Source organism: Huijunlia imazamoxiresistens (assembly GCF_037132455.1).
In the GTDB taxonomy this organism is placed as follows: domain Bacteria; phylum Bacteroidota; class Bacteroidia; order Chitinophagales; family Chitinophagaceae; genus Flavisolibacter; species Flavisolibacter imazamoxiresistens.
Window position 1 is genome coordinate 400,452 of record NZ_JBBBEI010000002.1, and the last position, 16,356, is coordinate 416,807.

The following is a 16,356-nucleotide window of genomic DNA, read 5'->3' on the forward strand; positions in this document are numbered from 1 at the left end:
AATTCCTAATACCCTATTGCTGTTGTTGTTGGTCGTCGAAAGCGGGGAGCGGGGGAGGGGCGTCGGTCATTTCCATGTCCACGTTGGTGACGTCTTCAAAGATGTGGCCGTCCTCGTAGCCGATGGAGACGTAGACCGACAGGCGCTGGTGGGCCGGTCCCTTGAAGGTGCCCTTGACGGGGGTGCAGTCCACGAAATGGCGGCCTACGGCCAGCTTGATGTGGCGGTTGGTGACCCAGATGTTGTTGGTGGGGTCGATGCCGGCCCAGCCGTACTGGGGGATCCAGGCTTCCACCCAGGCGTGGGTGGCGCCTTCGCCCCGCATGCCGTTCTTGTTGGGACAGATATAGCCGCTGACATAGCGGCTGGGAATGTTCATGGTCCGCAGGATCTGCAGCATCAGGTGGGCAAAGTCCTGGCACACGCCCGACTGGTGGTCGAGGATCTCGTCGATGGTGGTTTCGATGTTGGTGATGCCCTTCAGGTACTTGAAGTTTTTGTAGATGTATTCGCAGCAGCGCTCCACGATCGCCGCCACGCCCTTTCCGGGCTCGTTGATGGTTTCGATGATCTTATTGATCTCGTCCTGCGCCTTTATTTTGTCGGGGGTGGAGAGTTCCAGCATCGGCAAAAGGCCGTTCACCTCCCGTGCCAGCTCGTCGAAGCCGGTATGGAAGCTGAAGGCCAGTTGGGAAGAAGCCGTGGTGCGTACCAGCAGCCGGCTGTCGATCACCAGCTCGGTATGCGGCGGCAGCAGGTTGAAGGAGCCGGTTTTATTACCCCAGTAGTCGGTAAAAGTCTGGACGCCGGGGAAGCCGGTGATAAAAACGTCGTGCTGCAATACTTCCTGGAAGTCGCACTGAAACGGGAAGATTTTTATTTCATTGATGCTTTCTTTGATGGGTCGGTCGTATTCGTATTTCGTGATATGATGGATCTTGTATATAGCCATGCCCGTTTCTTAAGAGTAGGAGAAAAAGTATTGCCCCAGCAAGGTATTGAATTGCTGTAAATCCCGGGTCAGTTCTTCCAGGAAATCTTCCAGGCCCTGCTCGGTCAGCACTTTGAGGTCCATGTAGGTGACCTTGCTGTGCAGCCTGCCGAAGCAGCGAAGCAGGTGGGCGCCGTCGCCGTCCTCCTTGTTGGTAACGCGGTGCAGGAATTCGGCGGTGTGGTGGAGCGAATACATGATGGAACGGGAAAAGCTTTCGTTCAGCACTACCTGGTGCATCACGTTAAAGGTATGCTGCGAGTTCTGGTACGATTTCAGGTGCAGCTCGTAGCCCGAGAGGGACAGCAGCAGGTAGCGCCAGTGCAGGATGTCGTTGGGTTCGGCCCCGCCGCTGCGTACCAGCTTCAGCTGGTTTTGCAGGAAGGCGATGGTTTGCAGGCTGCGTTCCAGGTATTTTCCCAGGTTCATGAAGTCCCAGCCGGTACCGCGGGGCATGGTGGTGCTGGTGACCCCCGCAAACACCAGGCAGTGGCGGGTAAACACCTCCATCACCTCCATGGCGTCGAAGGTGTTGAGGCGCGACTGCAGGGAGGGCTGGTTGATGGTATGGTACATCTGGTTCACTTCGCGCCACACCTCCATGGTAATGTGGTCCTGTACGCCCCGGGCGTTTTCGCGTGCCCGGTGCACGACCATTTTCAGCGAGTTGGCGTTGGTGTGGTCGATCAGCAGGCGCCGCAGAACGCCCTCGGTATCTTTTTCCAGGGCGGGCATGTCGTGTTCGCCGGCGGCGGAAAACAGCTCGAGCACGGGTTTCCAGCTCAGGTACCCGTTCAGGTCCTTGTCCAGCGAAAAAATATAATGGGTGGAGGTTAAGCGCAGCAAGCCGTCGGCCCGCTCCATGTACCGGCTGAGCCAGAATAAGGAGTCGGCGATTCGGCTTAACATGGAAGAGGAATTCGTTCTTAATAACACAGGTATATTGTTTTCGTTTGGGTAGTATGGTTCCAGTGAGAAAGGACAATCAGGCGCCGGCAACTCGTTAACTTGTAAACAAGTAAACGGGTAAACTCATCCTCAGTCGATAATCCAGGTGTCTTTGCTGCCGCCGCCCTGGGAGGAGTTCACCACCAGGGAGCCTTCCTTCAGCGCTACGCGGGTAAGGCCGCCGGGAACGATCTGGATGCCGTCGGGGCCGCAGAGGGCGTAGGGGCGCAGGTCCACGTGCCGGGGCTGGAAGCAGCCGTCGATAAAGCAGGGAACGGTGGACAGCTTGATGATGGGTTGGGCGATAAAGCTGCGGGGGCTTTCCTCGATGGCTTTTTTGGCGCGCTGCCACTCCTCGTCGCTGACGTTGTTGCCCATGATCATGCCGTAGCCGCCCGACTGGTCGGTGCGTTTGACCACCATGTTACCGATGTTGTCGAAGACGTACTTGCGGGCTTCGGGGTCGCTCAGCTGGTAGGTGGGCACGTTGGGTAAGATCGGTTCTTCGTTCAGGTAATACCTTATCATGTCGGGTACGTAAGCGTAAACGGCCTTGTCGTCGGCCACGCCGTTGCCCAGGGCGTTGACGATGGCGACGTTGCCCTTGCGGTAGGCGCTCAGCAGGCCCGGCACGCCCAGCACGCTGTTGGGGTTGAAGATCAGCGGGTCGAGGTATTCGTCGTCGATGCGGCGGTAGATCACGTGTACCTGTTCGAGGCCCTTGGTGGTCTTCATGTACACCTTGTGCTGGTCCACCACCAGGTCGCGGCCTTCCACCAGGGTAATGCCCATCTGGCGGGCCAGGAAGGTATGTTCGTAATAAGCCGAGTTGAAGATGCCCGGGGTCAGCAGCACCACCCTTGGATTGGAGATCTGGGCGGCCAGCGACAGCAGGATCTGGTTCAGCAGCAGGGGGTATTCGTTGACGCGGCGGACGAGGTTGTTCGACAGCATGTCGGGGAAGATGCGCTTGGTCACCTGGCGGTTCTCGAGCATGTACGACACGCCGGAGGGCGTGCGCAGGTTGTCTTCCAGTACATAGAACTGGCCGTCGTGGCCGCGGATCAGGTCGATGCCCGAAATGTGCACATAAATATCGTAGGGTACCTTGATGCCGAACACTTCGCGGGTAAAGGAAGGGCAGGAGGCGATGAGCTGTGCCGGGATGATGTTGTCCTTCAGGATCTGCTGCTCGGAATAAATGTCTTTCAGGAAAAGGTTCAGGGCTTTCAGGCGCTGCTTGATGCCCTGTTCGATCCGGTCCCATTCGGCACCGGTGAGGATGCGGGGAATGATGTCGAAGGGAAAGATGCGTTCGATGCCGGCGTTTTCGTTATAGACGGTAAAGGTGATGCCCTGGCTCATAAACAGTTCCCCTGCCATTTTCTCCTTTTTCAGCAGGTCGGGCACTTCCAGTTGCTGCAGGGCCTGGTAAACGTTGCGGTAGTGGTCGCGGATCTGGTCGTTGTCGCACATTTCATCCCAGATGCCGGGAGGGCAATGGTACCGGCTCAGTATGTTTTCTGTAATCATGGACAGGGATATGGGTTAAAAATAGAAGCACGGAGGATGATCCGTGACTTCGATTCATTTGTGCTAAATTAAGGAAAAAGGGGCTAATATTGATGATGGCTGATGAAAATATTATTTAGTTCAGTAAAAAAGTCTTTAAAACATGGCTTGTGTCATTAAAAATATTACATTGAAAATTTTGTAATTTGTTTTGGGTGCCGGTTTTCCTGGGGCCCGGATCCGATCGTAGAAATGTATAAAAGAAAAGGCATGCCCGGAAGCATGCCTTCATTAATTTTTTATATACCTGCTCTTACGGCAGGTGGGTTTTCAAAAAACCTTCGATCCGGTCAAAGGAATGGTGCAGGGTGGCGCCCCGCCAGCCATGCCGTTCATTGGGATACACCACCAGTTCGTGGGGAACGCCGGCCTTTTGCAGCCTTTTTTGCAGCAGTTGTGATTGCGACAGCGAAACGATCGGGTCGCTGCTGCCGTGCAGGATCAGTGTAGGGGCGCTGCCGGCGGTGACAAAATGCGCAGGGCTCGATTGCCGGTACACCTCGGCCTGTGCCGCCGGGGTAGTACCCGTTAGCGTTTGCAGCAGGTAGGGGATCATGTGGTGCCAGGGACGCTGGTACATCTCGGTCAGGTCGGTAGGGCCGAAAAAGTCGATGACCGCTTTTACCCGCGGCTCGGAATACTTGTAGGCTTGCAACAGGGCCAGGTGCGCCCCTGCCGAAGCGCCCAGCAGCGCCACCCGGTGCTTGTTGATGCCGAAAGCTGCCGATTGCGCACTGATAAAGTCGAGGGCGGCCTTCACGTCCTGTTCCTGGGTGGGAAACAGGTGCTGGTTCGAAACCAGGCGGTAGTCGAGGTTAAAAATGGCGTAGTCGGGCAGGCGGTGGCGAAACGAATCGATATAGGAGGCAAAGTCCGATTTGGAGCCGGAATTCCAGCCGCCGCCATGGATCAGCACGAGGGATGCGGTCGTAGCGGCCGAACGGCCGGCCGGCAGGTAGACGTCCATGCGCTGCAGGGAGTCCGGGCCATAGGAAATATTGAGTTGCGTTTCTTCGGAAAGGGTGGGGGTACTGGTAGCGGGCTGTGCCAGGCTGGTATTGCTGTGACAGGAAGTGAAAAGGGACATGGTTATTAGTAGGAAATAAAAGATTTTCATGAATAACCAAGGTGGGCAATAGCTGTGCCGGCAAAAGCAAAGGAGCGCTTAAAGTGCGAGTATAAAGTGTTAATAAACAACAGGTAATCCCGTTTTCATGTGGATGGGCCGGGACGGGCAGAAGCCCGCACGGCTTCACCGTGAATAGCCCCGGGTGAAACCCGGGGTCAGCAGTAGTTCACAACCACAACTCCAATGGGGTTGATTGTGTCCTGTTCGATTGACAAGAACTTTCAACGCCGGAGGATTATCCGGACAACCTTCCTAATCCCGAACTACCCGCTAGCTGTGGGTCCCACAGTTAACCCCATCCGGGGTTGAGGTGGCGTACTACTGCTGACCCCGGGTTGCACCCGGGGCTATTCACAGTGAAGCCCTGCGGGCTTCTGCCCGTCCCGGCCCACTATAATCAAAGCAGTATAAATCCTGTCGGGCGGGTGCAAAAAGAAAACGGCCTGCTCCCGGAAGGGGGCAGGCCGTTTTCAGGTAAACTACAAAAGCCTTCAAGACTTTTGTAGTTTCTTATTTCGGAAAGGCGCTTATTTCAGGTCGCGTTTGATGCTCAGTTCCACCAGTTGCTTTTCGTCCACTTCGGAGGGGGCGTCCAGCATCACGTCGCGGCCGCTGTTGTTCTTGGGGAAGGCAATAAAGTCGCGGATGCTTTCGCTGCCGCCCAGCAGGGCGCAGAGGCGGTCGAAGCCGAAGGCGATGCCGCCGTGCGGGGGCGCACCGTATTCGAAGGCGCCGAGCAGGAAGCCGAACTTGTGGCGGGCTTCCTCGTCGCTCATGCCCAGGGCCGCAAACATCTTTTCCTGCAGCTCGCGCTGGAAGATCCGGATGGAGCCGCCGCCGATCTCGTTGCCGTTCAGCACCATGTCGTAGGCGTTGGCCTTGATGTTGGCATAGGGATGTTTCAGGTATTCGGCCGCGTTTTCGATTACCGGGTTGTTGTGGATCATTTCGCTGATCTGCGAGGGCTTGGGCGAGGTGAAGGGGTGGTGGCGGGCTACCCAGCGGTTTTCCTCTTCGGCATACTCGAACAGCGGGAAGTCGAGTACCCACAGCAGGCGGAACTCATCCTTCTTGCGCAGGCCCAGGCGTTCGCCCAGCTCCAGGCGCAGGTCGGAGATGGCCTTGCGGGTGCGCTCTTCGGCCCCGGCCAGGATCAGCACCAGGTCGCCCGGCTGGGCGCCGGCGTAGGCGGCGATGGCTTTCTGCTGGTCGGCAGTGAAGAACTTGTCCACGCTGCTTTTAAACGAGCCGTCGGCATTGCAGCGGATGTTGACCAGGCCTTTCATGCCTACCTGCGGGCGCTTTACCCATTCGGTCAGCTCGTCGATCTGCTTGCGGGTGTATTCCGCGGCGCCGGGCACGGCGATGGCCAGGACGGTTTCGACATCGTCGAAAACGGCAAAGCCGGTGGGGCCGGAGGCAAAAGGAGAGGAGGCCTTCAGGTCGGCCTGCTTGTCCACGTAAACCGTTGCGGGCACTTTCAGGTTGGCCACCTTCATGCCGAAGCGCACGTCGGGCTTGTCGATGCCGTAGTGCCACATGGCGTCCTCCCAGGTCATGCGCTCCACCGTGGCGGTGTAGTCGATGCCCTTGACGGTTTTGAAGATATATTTAATAAGGCCTTCGAACATTTGCAAAATATCCTCCTGTTCCACGAAGGCCATTTCACAGTCGATCTGGGTGAACTCGGGCTGGCGGTCGGCGCGCAGGTCCTCGTCGCGGAAGCACTTGACGATCTGGTAGTACCGGTCGTAGCCGCTGACCATCAGGAGTTGCTTGAAGGTCTGAGGGCTCTGCGGCAGGGCATAGAACTGGCCGGCGTTCATGCGCGAGGGCACGATGAAGTCGCGGGCGCCTTCGGGGGTGCTCTTGATCAGGAAGGGCGTTTCGATGTCCATGAAGCCGTTCTGGTGCAGGTAATCGCGGGTGGCGCGGTTGACGGCATAGCGCAGCTCGATGTTGCGCTTGACGGCGTTGCGGCGCAGGTCGAGGTAGCGGTATTTCATGCGCAGGTCGTCGCCGCCGTCGGTATCATCCTGGATGGTAAAGGGCGGTACGGCCGATTTATTGAGGACGGCAAAGCTTTCCACCTGCAGCTCCACTTCGCCGGTGGGCAGGTTGGGGTTCTTGTTGCTGCGTTCAATAACGGTTCCCGTCACCTGCACCACGTATTCGCGGCCCAGGGGCGCCTCGTCGAGCTGGGCATTGAGGCTTTCGCCAAACAGGAGCTGCGTAATGCCGTAACGGTCGCGCAGGTCAACAAAAGTTATCGAGCCAAACTTGCGAACGGTTTGCACCCATCCGGCCAGCGTCACGCTTTCGCCTTTGTGCTGAAGCCTTAATTCGCCACAGGTATGCGATCTGTACATAATAGAAAGGGTAAATTGGGCGCAAATATAAGACTGATTATCTTCGCCTCTTTATGAAAAAAGAGATCGTTGTTAGCGGCATCAGGCCCACCGGGTTTCTGCACCTGGGAAATTATTTTGGCGCCATGCGCAATTACGTGCGCATGCAGGAAGATTATGAGTGCTACTTTTTCGTTGCCGACTGGCATTCGCTGACCACCCACCCCGATACCAAGGAGCTGCGCGAAAGCGTGCTGCGGGTGGTGACCGAAAACATCGCCGCCGGCCTCGACCCGCAGAAGGTGTGCCTGTACGTGCAGAGCAGCGTGCCCCAGATCCCCGAGCTGTACCTGTTGCTGAACATGCTGGCCTACAAGGGCGAGCTGGAAAAAACAACCACTTTTAAAGATAAAGTGCGCCTGCAGCCCGAAAACGTCAACGCCGGCCTGCTGACCTACCCCGTGCTCATGGCCACCGACATCCTCATCCACCGCGCCAAATACGTGCCCGTGGGCAAGGACCAGGAGCAACACCTCGAAATGGCCCGCAACTTCGCCCAGCGCTTCAACCACCGCTACGGCGAACTGTTTCCCGAGCCGCAGGCCTTCAACTTCGGCGCCGAGCTGGTAAAAGTGCCCAGCCTGGACGGAACCGGCAAAATGAGCAAGAGCGAAAACCAGCTGGCCACCCTGTACCTGGCCGACGACGACGCCCTGATCCGCAAAAAGGTGATGAAGGCCAAGACCGATTCCGGTCCCACCGAGCCGAATTCCGAAATGCCCGACTACATCCAGAACCTGTTTCAGCTGATGAGCCTTGTCAGCCCCGAAGGCACGGTGCAGCAGTTCCGCCAGGATTTCAACCATGCCAGCATCCGTTACGGTGACATGAAAAAGCAGCTGGCCGAGGACATGGTGACCTTTATTACGCCCATCCGCGAACGGGCCGAACAGATCAAGAACGACAGGGACTTTTTGCAGGACGTGATCTCCGATGGCGCGAAGAAGGCGCAGAAAAGCGCCCGGGAAACCATCGAAGCCGTGCGGGACATGATGGGGCTGACCTATACCCGTTAACTTGCGGACGAGCCTATATTCATTATTTAATCAAAACAGAATGCCCCCGTTTCAGGGCCTGGCCGGCGCCCGGCGCCGGCCAGGCAGGGGAGAGGGAATATGAAAAAGCCGAAACACATAGCCATAGCGGGAAATATCGGGGCGGGAAAAACCACCCTGACCGAGATCCTGAGTAAGCACTATAAGTGGATCCCGCATTTTGAAGACGTGGAGCACAACCCCTACCTGTACGATTTTTACGAGGACATGCCCCGCTGGAGCTTCCAGCTGCAGATCTACTTCCTGAACAGCCGCCTGAGCCAGCTGCTGGAGATCCGCAACGGCACGGCCACCGTCATCCAGGACCGCACCATCTACGAGGATGCCCACATCTTCGCACCCAACCTCCACGAAATGGGCCTGATGTCGAAGCGTGATTTTGACAACTACTTTTCTTTTTTCCTGAACCTCAAAAGCCTGATCCAGCCACCCGACCTGCTCATTTACTTGCAGGCGTCCGTGCCCACCCTCGTCGGCCAGATCCAGAAGCGGGGAAGGGATTACGAGGAGAACATCCGCCTCGATTACCTCAAGCGCCTCAACGAATACTACAACAAGTGGATCGAGGGCTACGTGGAAGGGCCGCTGCTGATCATCAACGTGGACGAGAACCGCTTTTCCGAAAAGGAAGAAGACCTAGGCAAGATCATCAGCAAGATCGATGCGCAGTTATACGGGTTGTTCTGAGAAGAACGGTGACTGTGTAAGTGCTGTTTTTTATTGATTGTCATTGAAGTATAGGATAAACTTTAACGTGTCTTCGGTGGCTGCTTTGTGCCGTTAGGCACAACTGGTGGGTAGCAAAGGTTTAGTTGGTAGCTTTCGTTCCGTTAGGAACGACTGGCAGGCTGCAATTACCAGCCGTTCCTAACGGAACGGAAATCCTCCGATCGAAACTGCTGCTACCCACCAATCGTCCCTAGCGGGACGAGTACCCTTCCTTCCTCCCCGCCGGCCGCTGCCTGTAGCATACCCCCGCCGGGCAGCAAATCGTATGGTGATTTTCTTTTATTGATGAGCTGTGGGGAAAGTGGTGAAACAATTCCCCTATTTTGCCGCTTCCCGGCCCTTCCGTTGATCTACGTATTTGTTTTGTGGTTTTTACGGAAAGTTTTTTAGCCTGCTGCGTATTTTTCCTAGGGTGTGTTACCGTAAATTCCGAAAGCTGAAAAAAAAATTATACTTTTATTGCAATATATGATCGGCTGGACGGTTTAATAATCGATCCGGATGGATGTCGGCGCATGGGCACACAGGTGAGGGATAACCGAAGTAAAATAGTGGTTAACCCGTTATTAGACGTTGATAGCCAGGCATCTGGCGCTGATGCTGCCGGTGACCCGATCCTCCACCCGCACGCAGAAACCCGGGGACAGCGGTTCCCGGAAGTCGACAGGATTTGCTTTTCTTTCCAAAACAGGGTGTGCGCTGCCTCCGGGCAGGTAGGAGTAACCCGGCACTACACAGGTGTAAGGAGTATACGGGAAAACCCTCTTCGAACCGGTTCCTTATAGAAAATGACAGGCCAGGCCAGGTGGGGCCACCCGACTTCCGGCCTGCAGTTACAGTTTCAAGTTGGTATGGGATTTGGATGAGCTTGTAATAGACAGTTGAGCTTACCATGTGCAGGTGCCCCCCGGCAATACTGCTTTGCCGTTACGGCAAAGAAGCCAGGGGCGGGGCAGGCAGGTAAGCCAGTTGTCGGAGCAGGAGGCGTGACGTTGGAGCGGGGCGACCAGACTAACAGTTTAGGGCAAACGAAATCAAGTGGTTTTGGTAATCAACTCTGGCTGGCAGGTAAATCCTCATGCATGTGTACCCCATTGCACGCATTCGTCTTTCCTCTCTTGAAAATATTCGAATCCTACACTAGAAAATGAACCAGCAAACTCTTCCGGACCGAAGGGATGCATGAAGCCAAATTTTTTTACAAGCCAATTTCGAACGTATGATTACTAAGGTAATGTATGCCGTCTTATTACTCGTTATCTGCTCTTCCTGCGTCAGCACCCAGAAAGCCGTTTACCTGGACAATATCAGCGACACGATGATGACCCGGAAGATGGATAACCTGGAACTGGTGCTGCAGAAGAACGACCTGCTCAGCATTACCGTCAGCAGCCCCAACCCGGTAGCTACCCAGATCTTCAATACCCCCAATACCGTGGGCAAGGAAGCTTCGGCCCCCGGCTACCTTATCGGCCAGGACGGCCGCATCGACTTCCCCCTGCTGGGCAGCGTCCCGGCAGCCGGCCTTACCAAAAAACAACTCACCGATACCATCGCGGCCAAACTCTCGGAAGGCAAGCTGCTGGCCAACCCGGTGGTGACCGTGAGGTACCTCAACTTTAAAGTGACCGTGCTGGGCGAGGTGGCCCATCCCACCGTGATCAACGTGCCGGACGAAAAGCTCAGCCTCCTGGAAGCCCTGGGCCTGGCCGGCGACATGACCATCTACGCCAAGCGTAATAACGTGATGGTGATCCGCGAAGAGGAAGGCGTCCGCATCGTGCGCCGCCTGAACCTCAACTCCAAGGAACTGTTCACCTCGCCTTACTACTACCTGAAATCGAACGATATCGTTTACGTGGAACCGAACAAGGCCAGGATCTCTTCCTCCAGCAACCTCCGGATCTGGTTGCCTATGGTGATGAGTGCCCTGTCCGTAGCCGCCGTGATCTTCTACCGCGTGAGCCGGTAGCCATTTTAGAAGCCGATAATAACCGTTATAGCCGACAAAACCTCGAAAGACTATGGATGTAAAAAATACGAAGAAAGGAGTGGAAACAAAGGAGCAGAACTTCATTTCTGTGCTCATGTTCCGCTTTATGCCCTACTGGCCCCTGTTCCTGGTGCTGTTCGTGATCGGCATCGCAGGCGCCTGGGCCTACCTGCAGTATGCTACGCCCCTGTACGAAACCTACGCCACGATCCTGGTAAAGGACGAAAAGAAAGGGGTGGATGAATCGAACGTGCTGGAAGCCCTGGAAATTCCCGCCGCCAAAAAGATCGTGGAAAACGAGATCGAAGTGATCCGCTCCCGCAAGCTGGTACGCGAAGTGGTGAGCGAGCTGCACCTGTACGCCCCCATTTTCGAAAAGGGCAAGCTGAAAGTGACCTCCGCCTACGCCAGCTCCCCGGTGACCATCCAGGCCCGCGAACCCGAACGGATCAAGGGCAAGGAGCCCCAGGATATTTTCTTCCGGGTCAAGGGCGATGCCGTGGTGATCGGCGATACCGCCTACCCCATGAACCAGTGGGTGACCACACCTTACGGCGTATTGCGGTTTTCGCCTAACCTCAAAAAGTCAAAGGACCCCCTGCACCCGATGTTCTTCCGGCTCCTCAATCCCAAGGACGTGGCGGCAGGGCTGCTCGGCAACCTCGACGTGCGGGCCGCCAACAAGCTCGCCACCGTCGTAACCATCGTGCTGAAAGACGAAGTGCCCAAGAGGGGAGAGGATATCGTGAACCTGCTGATCGCCAACTACAACCAGATGTCCGTGGACGATAAGAACCGCCTGGCGGCCAATACCCTCGAATTCGTGGAAAAACGCCTGGGCACGGTGCAGCAGGAACTGGACTCCCTGGAAAACCAGATCCAGCACTACCGCGCCAAAAACAATGTGGTCAACCTGAGCGAACAGGGCCGCCTGTACCTGCAAAACGTGGGCATCAACGACCGCAAGGTGGCGGACCTGAACATGCAGCTGGCCGTGCTGGACCAGGTGGAACGCTACGTGCGCTCGAAAGACAGCTCCGCCGCCATCGTGCCTTCGGCCCTGGGCATCGAAGACCCCGCCCTGTCCGAACTGACCCAGAAGCTCTATAATTCGAAGCTGGAATACGAGAAGGTGATCAAGACCACCGGCGAAAACAACCCGATGGCCATTACCCTGGCCCGGGAGATCGAAGCCATGCAGCCCCATATTATGGAAAAGCTCCAAAACCAGCGCAGCAACCTGCAGGCCGGCCGCAACAACCTCGCCGCCAACAGCAGCACCTTCAACGCGCTGTTGCGCTCTATCCCCGAAAAAGAACGGGAGCTGGCCGAGATCAGCCGTCAGCAGGCCAGCAAGAGTACCCTGTACAACTTCCTGCTGGAAAAACGCGAACAGTCCGAGCTGGCCATCTCCTCCTCGGTAGCCGATACCAAGACCATCGACGCGGCCGAAACCTCGGCGCTGCCGGTAAGTCCCAAAAAAGTATTTATCTACATGGGCGCCCTGGTGGTGGCCCTCGGCCTGGGCGTGGGCCTGATCTCGGCCAAGGAGCTGATGAACAAGAACATCCTGTTCCGCAGCGAGATCGAATCCATGACCGCCGTGCCGGTGGTGGGCGAGATCTCCTACAATGCCAAAAAAGAAACCCTGGCCAACGCCAACTCCCGCCTGTCGCTGGTGGCCGAACAGTTCCGCCAGTTGCGGGCCGCCATCGGCCTGTACGGCAAGGACGCGGGCTATAAAAAGCTGCTGGTGACCTCCAGCATCCCCGGCGAGGGCAAAACCTATATCTCCGTCAACCTGGCCATGAGCCTGGCGCTGGCCGGCAAGAAAGTGGTGCTGCTGGACCTGGACATCCGCAATCCCAAGGCATCGGCCCTGTTCGGCGTGTCGGGACAGGAGGGCGTGGCCGAATTCCTGGCCGGCACCAGCCGTCCCGAGGACATCACCCGCCCTACCGGCTACTTCAACCTGTTTGTGATTGGCGCCGGCCGTGAGCTGGTCAATGCCCGCGAAGCCATGCTCAACGGCCAGCTGGAAGACCTGCTGACCCTGCTGGGCTCCGCCTTCGACTATATCGTCGTGGACTCCTCGCCGGTAGGACCGGTTTCGGACGCCTACGTGCTGTCCGAATGGTGCGACACCACCCTGTTCGTCGTGCGCCACGGCTATACCCCCAAGACCATCGTGCAGCTGATGGACAACAACAGCAAGGTGAAACCGCTGAAAAATCCCCAGATCATCTTCAACGACGTGCGTTCGCGGGGAATCTTCAAGGGCGCCTACGGCTATGGCTACGGCTACGGTTACGAATACGTGTACAAGGCGGCGGGCAAGGAGGAGGTCCGCAAGCTGCTTGAAAATTAAGCATCCAGAAGAAAACGGGGCCTTCGCCGGCTGAGGGGAAGGCCCCGTTTCTTTCACCCATTAGATTATTTACCCGGCCAACCAACATGCACCCATGAACCAAGAAAACCAGCTGACCAAGCGCACCTTTTCCGGCTTTCTATATCTTCTGTCCGCCAGCGGCCTGCAGGTGGTATTAAAAATAGGCGTCCTGGCCGTACTGGCCCGGCTGATCAGTCCGAAGGAGTTCGGCCTGGCAGGCATCGCCGTAATCATCGTTGAATTCTCCAAGCTGTTTGCCCACATGGGCGTCGGCCCCGCCATCGTGCAGCGGAAGGAACTGGAAGACCGCCACCTGACCACCGCCTTTACCCTTTCCATTTTAACGGGTCTTTTCTTTGCCGGCCTGCTGGTGCTGGCCGCACCGTTGCTGGAGACCTTCTTCCGCATGGAAGGGCTGGTGCCCATCCTGCGGACCATCGCGGTGGTTTTCTTTATCGATTCGCTGACCGTGCTGGGACAGGCCCAATTGCAGCGGGCCATGAAGTTCAAGGTGATTGCCTCCGTGGAGGTCATTTCCTACGCGGTGGGGTATGGGGGCGTCGGCATCCTGCTGGCCTACCTGGGCTATGGCGTCTGGGCCCTGGCCATTGCCAATATAGCGCAGGCCGTTTTATATGCCACCGCCGTTACCATCGTTCAGCCTTCGAAGCACCGGCTGGGGCTGGAGAAAGACGCCATGAAGGAACTGCTCGTCTTTGGCGGCGGCTTTACCATTGCCAAGATCGGCAACTTCCTGGCCAACCAGGGCGATAACCTGGTGGTCGGCCGCATGCTGGGCGCCGGCGCCCTGGGTATCTACGGCCGCGCCTACCAGTTCATGGTCATGCCGGCCGGATTGTTCGGCAACGCCCTGGACCGGAGCCTGTTTCCGGCCATGTCGAAAGTGCAGGACGATAAGGAACGGCTGATCAAAGGCTACCTGACCGGCACCAGCATCATTGCCCTGGCGGCCATTCCCATCAGCGTCTTGTTCGTGTTCATGGCCCCCGAGATCATCCTGATCCTGCTGGGTAAGAACTGGGTGGACGTGATCCTGCCCTTCCGGATCCTGGCCTGCAGCCTGCTGTTCCGCATGAGCTATAAAATGAGCGATTCCCTGGCCCGGGCAACCGGGGCCGTTTATAAAAGGGCCTGGCGCCAGATCGCCTACGCCACCGCCGTTATTGGCGGGTCTTATTTCGGCAGCCGCTGGGGACTTCCCGGCGTTGCCTGCGGGGTCGCCTTCGCCCTGGTGCTGAATTTCCTGATGATGACCCATTTAAGCCTGCGCCTGACCGGCATCGGCTGGGGCAAGGTGCTGGAAGCCCACAAGCATGGCCTGCTCCTGGGCATGGTGACCGTAGTTTTCTGCTCGATCATGTCCTTCCTCTGCCGCCAGCTGGATACCTGGCCCGTACTGACCCTGGCCGGCACCGTACTGGGCGTGGGGCTGCTGCTGGTGGTCAGCATCTGGCTGTTTCCCAACCTCTTTATCCGCCACGATCAGAAAGAATTGCTCAATAAGCTGGTGGTCAAGCGTTTTAAAAAAATTCCGGCCCGGGCCGCATAAGTTAACCCAATACGAAACCAAGAAAACCCCAACCAAGTATGGTAACCGCAATATCCGAACAACCGATAGTGGCCTCCCGGCTGGTGCTGATCGATAACCTGCTGGAAGCGTTCCATAAGCACGGCATCAATTACTGCCACTGGAAAAGCAGCGAGCACCTGGCCGCCTCCATGACGGCCGATACCGACCTGGATGTGCTGTTCGACCAGGGCCAGAAGGAACAGCTCGAGCAACTGCTCGACCATCTCGGGTTCAAACGGTTTGTTTCCATCCCCCAGAAGCAATACAGGGATATCGAAGATTTTATCGGCATCGACCTCGGCTCGGGCAAGGTGGTGCACCTCCACGCCCATTTTCGAATGACCCTGGGCGAGGCGTATCTGAAAAGCTACCAGTTGGACATAGAGGAGCAGATCCTGGCGACCAAGGTGTACGACGAAACCTTTGGCATCTACCGCTCCAGCCCCGCCTTCGAGCTGGTGCTGCTGTTCTTCCGCGAGGCGCTGAAGCTGCGTACCCGCGACATGATCTCGCTCTACCTCCGGGGCCGCGTCAACTGCTCGCGCAACAGCGTGAACGAATACCGGTGGCTGCGGGAGCGCTGCACCAACGAAGAAGTGGCCGCCGTGCTGCAACTGCTGTTTCCCGACTACCGCCCGGTTTACGAGCTGGTCACCGGCCCCTTCAACCGCAAACAGCTGATGAAGCTGGCCGTGATCATCAAGGCCAAATACAAGGACAGCCGCCAGTACTCCGCCCTGGGCGCCCGCCTGGTGCGCTGGTACCGCGAAGTGTCGGTGAAGGCCTACCGCAAGCTGTCGAAGCTGCTGCACCGCCCCATCATTGCCCAGCGGGTCAACCCCCGCGGCGGCCTGGTGATCGCCCTGGTGGGCGCCGACGGCTCGGGCAAGTCCACCGTTTCGGCCAACCTCAAAGCCACCTTCCGCAAGAAGCTGGACGTATATAATATTTATTTCGGCCGCGGCGACGGCCGCATGTCGCCCGCCCGCAAGGCGCTGCTGTTCTTCAAAAAGCTGCTGGTAAAGCCCAAAAAAGGCGGCCAGGACCTGCAGTCCCTGCAAAAAGGCTCCGGCGGCAAAAAGGGGTTTGTGGCCACGATGTTCAAATGCATCGAGGCGGTGATGGTGGCCAATGAAAAGCGCAAGAACCTGAAGCTCATGCAGGCTGCCCGCAGCAAAGGCATGCTGGTGATCTGCGACCGCTTTCCCCAGAACCAGATCAAGGGCTACAACGACGGGCCGCTGCTGCACTACCTGGCCGCTTCCCGCAACCCCCTGTTCCGGGCCCTGGCCAAATGGGAGGAAGGCGTGTATCACCGGGCCGTGAACACCCCGCCCGACCTGCTGTTCAAGCTCATTGCCGAAGCCGACGTGGTGGAGGCCCGCAAACCGGGAGAAACCTCCCGGGAAATGCTGGTGGCCAAAATCAACGGCGTGAAGCAAATGAAGCTCGGCGCCGGCTGCCACGTGGTCACCGTCGATTCGTCGCAGCCCCTGGAAGAGGTGCTGGCCCTGGTGAAAAAAGAAATCTGGAAGGCTTACCGCTAATCGT

General features: G+C 57.2%; 11 protein-coding genes. 6 read left to right on the top strand and 5 right to left on the bottom strand.

What is annotated here, in order from left to right; all coding sequences use genetic code 11:
- Positions 1-13 precede the first annotated feature (13 nt).
- The 5 genes from V9K67_RS03510 to aspS all read right to left on the bottom strand — a co-directional run bounded on the left by V9K67_RS03510 (position 14) and on the right by aspS (position 7,009).
- The gene (locus tag V9K67_RS03510; protein WP_336720133.1) at positions 14-952 is read right to left on the bottom strand and encodes a transglutaminase family protein; all 939 of its coding nucleotides are present in this window, start codon (positions 950-952) and stop codon (positions 14-16) included.
- A gap of 9 nt (positions 953-961) precedes the next feature.
- Entirely contained in the window at positions 962-1,900 is a 939-nt protein-coding gene (locus tag V9K67_RS03515) for an alpha-E domain-containing protein (protein ID WP_336720135.1), read from the bottom strand.
- A 129-nt stretch (positions 1,901-2,029) separates the two neighbouring features.
- On the bottom strand, positions 2,030-3,472 hold the full coding sequence (locus V9K67_RS03520; RefSeq protein WP_336720136.1) for a circularly permuted type 2 ATP-grasp protein: 1,443 nt from the start codon (positions 3,470-3,472) through the stop codon (positions 2,030-2,032).
- A 292-nt stretch (positions 3,473-3,764) separates the two neighbouring features.
- Positions 3,765-4,598, bottom strand: a complete 834-nt coding sequence (locus V9K67_RS03525; RefSeq protein WP_336720138.1) for an alpha/beta hydrolase fold domain-containing protein — start codon at positions 4,596-4,598, stop codon at positions 3,765-3,767.
- Positions 4,599-5,167: 569 nt separating this feature from the next.
- Positions 5,168-7,009 (bottom strand): aspartate--tRNA ligase, encoded by a 1,842-nt coding sequence (gene aspS / locus V9K67_RS03530; RefSeq protein ID WP_336720140.1) that lies wholly within the window; start codon positions 7,007-7,009, stop codon positions 5,168-5,170.
- Positions 7,010-7,062: 53 nt separating this feature from the next.
- Between aspS and trpS the strand changes: the two genes are divergently transcribed.
- From trpS to V9K67_RS03560, 6 genes are all read left to right on the top strand, one after another.
- Positions 7,063-8,064, top strand: a complete 1,002-nt coding sequence (trpS, locus tag V9K67_RS03535) for a tryptophan--tRNA ligase (RefSeq protein WP_336720142.1) — start codon at positions 7,063-7,065, stop codon at positions 8,062-8,064.
- Positions 8,065-8,163: 99 nt separating this feature from the next.
- A complete protein-coding gene (locus V9K67_RS03540; RefSeq protein ID WP_336720144.1) occupies positions 8,164-8,790 on the top strand; it encodes a deoxynucleoside kinase in 627 nt (208 codons plus the stop codon).
- Positions 8,791-10,051: 1,261 nt separating this feature from the next.
- On the top strand, positions 10,052-10,804 hold the full coding sequence (locus V9K67_RS03545; RefSeq protein WP_336720146.1) for a polysaccharide biosynthesis/export family protein: 753 nt from the start codon (positions 10,052-10,054) through the stop codon (positions 10,802-10,804).
- Between the two features lie 52 nt (positions 10,805-10,856).
- The gene (locus V9K67_RS03550) at positions 10,857-13,193 is read left to right on the top strand and encodes a GumC family protein (protein WP_336720148.1); all 2,337 of its coding nucleotides are present in this window, start codon (positions 10,857-10,859) and stop codon (positions 13,191-13,193) included.
- A 94-nt stretch (positions 13,194-13,287) separates the two neighbouring features.
- Positions 13,288-14,784, top strand: coding sequence for a lipopolysaccharide biosynthesis protein (locus V9K67_RS03555; RefSeq protein WP_336720149.1), 1,497 nt, complete (start codon positions 13,288-13,290; stop codon positions 14,782-14,784).
- A gap of 38 nt (positions 14,785-14,822) precedes the next feature.
- Positions 14,823-16,352 (top strand): nucleoside/nucleotide kinase family protein, encoded by a 1,530-nt coding sequence (locus V9K67_RS03560; protein WP_336720150.1) that lies wholly within the window; start codon positions 14,823-14,825, stop codon positions 16,350-16,352.
- The last annotated feature ends 4 nt before the right edge of the window (positions 16,353-16,356 follow it).

What these genes read in the sequence shown, in the direction of transcription:
- V9K67_RS03510 (WP_336720133.1), bottom strand. Translation starts at nt 952, where the DNA reads ATGGCTATATACAAGATCCATCATATCACGAAATACGAATACGACCGA.
- V9K67_RS03515 (WP_336720135.1), bottom strand. Translation starts at nt 1,900, where the DNA reads ATGTTAAGCCGAATCGCCGACTCCTTATTCTGGCTCAGCCGGTACATG.
- V9K67_RS03520 (WP_336720136.1), bottom strand. Translation starts at nt 3,472, where the DNA reads ATGATTACAGAAAACATACTGAGCCGGTACCATTGCCCTCCCGGCATC.
- V9K67_RS03525 (WP_336720138.1), bottom strand. Translation starts at nt 4,598, where the DNA reads ATGTCCCTTTTCACTTCCTGTCACAGCAATACCAGCCTGGCACAGCCC.
- aspS (WP_336720140.1), bottom strand. Translation starts at nt 7,009, where the DNA reads ATGTACAGATCGCATACCTGTGGCGAATTAAGGCTTCAGCACAAAGGC.
- trpS (WP_336720142.1), top strand. Translation starts at nt 7,063, where the DNA reads ATGAAAAAAGAGATCGTTGTTAGCGGCATCAGGCCCACCGGGTTTCTG.
- V9K67_RS03540 (WP_336720144.1), top strand. Translation starts at nt 8,164, where the DNA reads ATGAAAAAGCCGAAACACATAGCCATAGCGGGAAATATCGGGGCGGGA.
- V9K67_RS03545 (WP_336720146.1), top strand. Translation starts at nt 10,052, where the DNA reads ATGATTACTAAGGTAATGTATGCCGTCTTATTACTCGTTATCTGCTCT.
- V9K67_RS03550 (WP_336720148.1), top strand. Translation starts at nt 10,857, where the DNA reads ATGGATGTAAAAAATACGAAGAAAGGAGTGGAAACAAAGGAGCAGAAC.
- V9K67_RS03555 (WP_336720149.1), top strand. Translation starts at nt 13,288, where the DNA reads ATGAACCAAGAAAACCAGCTGACCAAGCGCACCTTTTCCGGCTTTCTA.
- V9K67_RS03560 (WP_336720150.1), top strand. Translation starts at nt 14,823, where the DNA reads ATGGTAACCGCAATATCCGAACAACCGATAGTGGCCTCCCGGCTGGTG.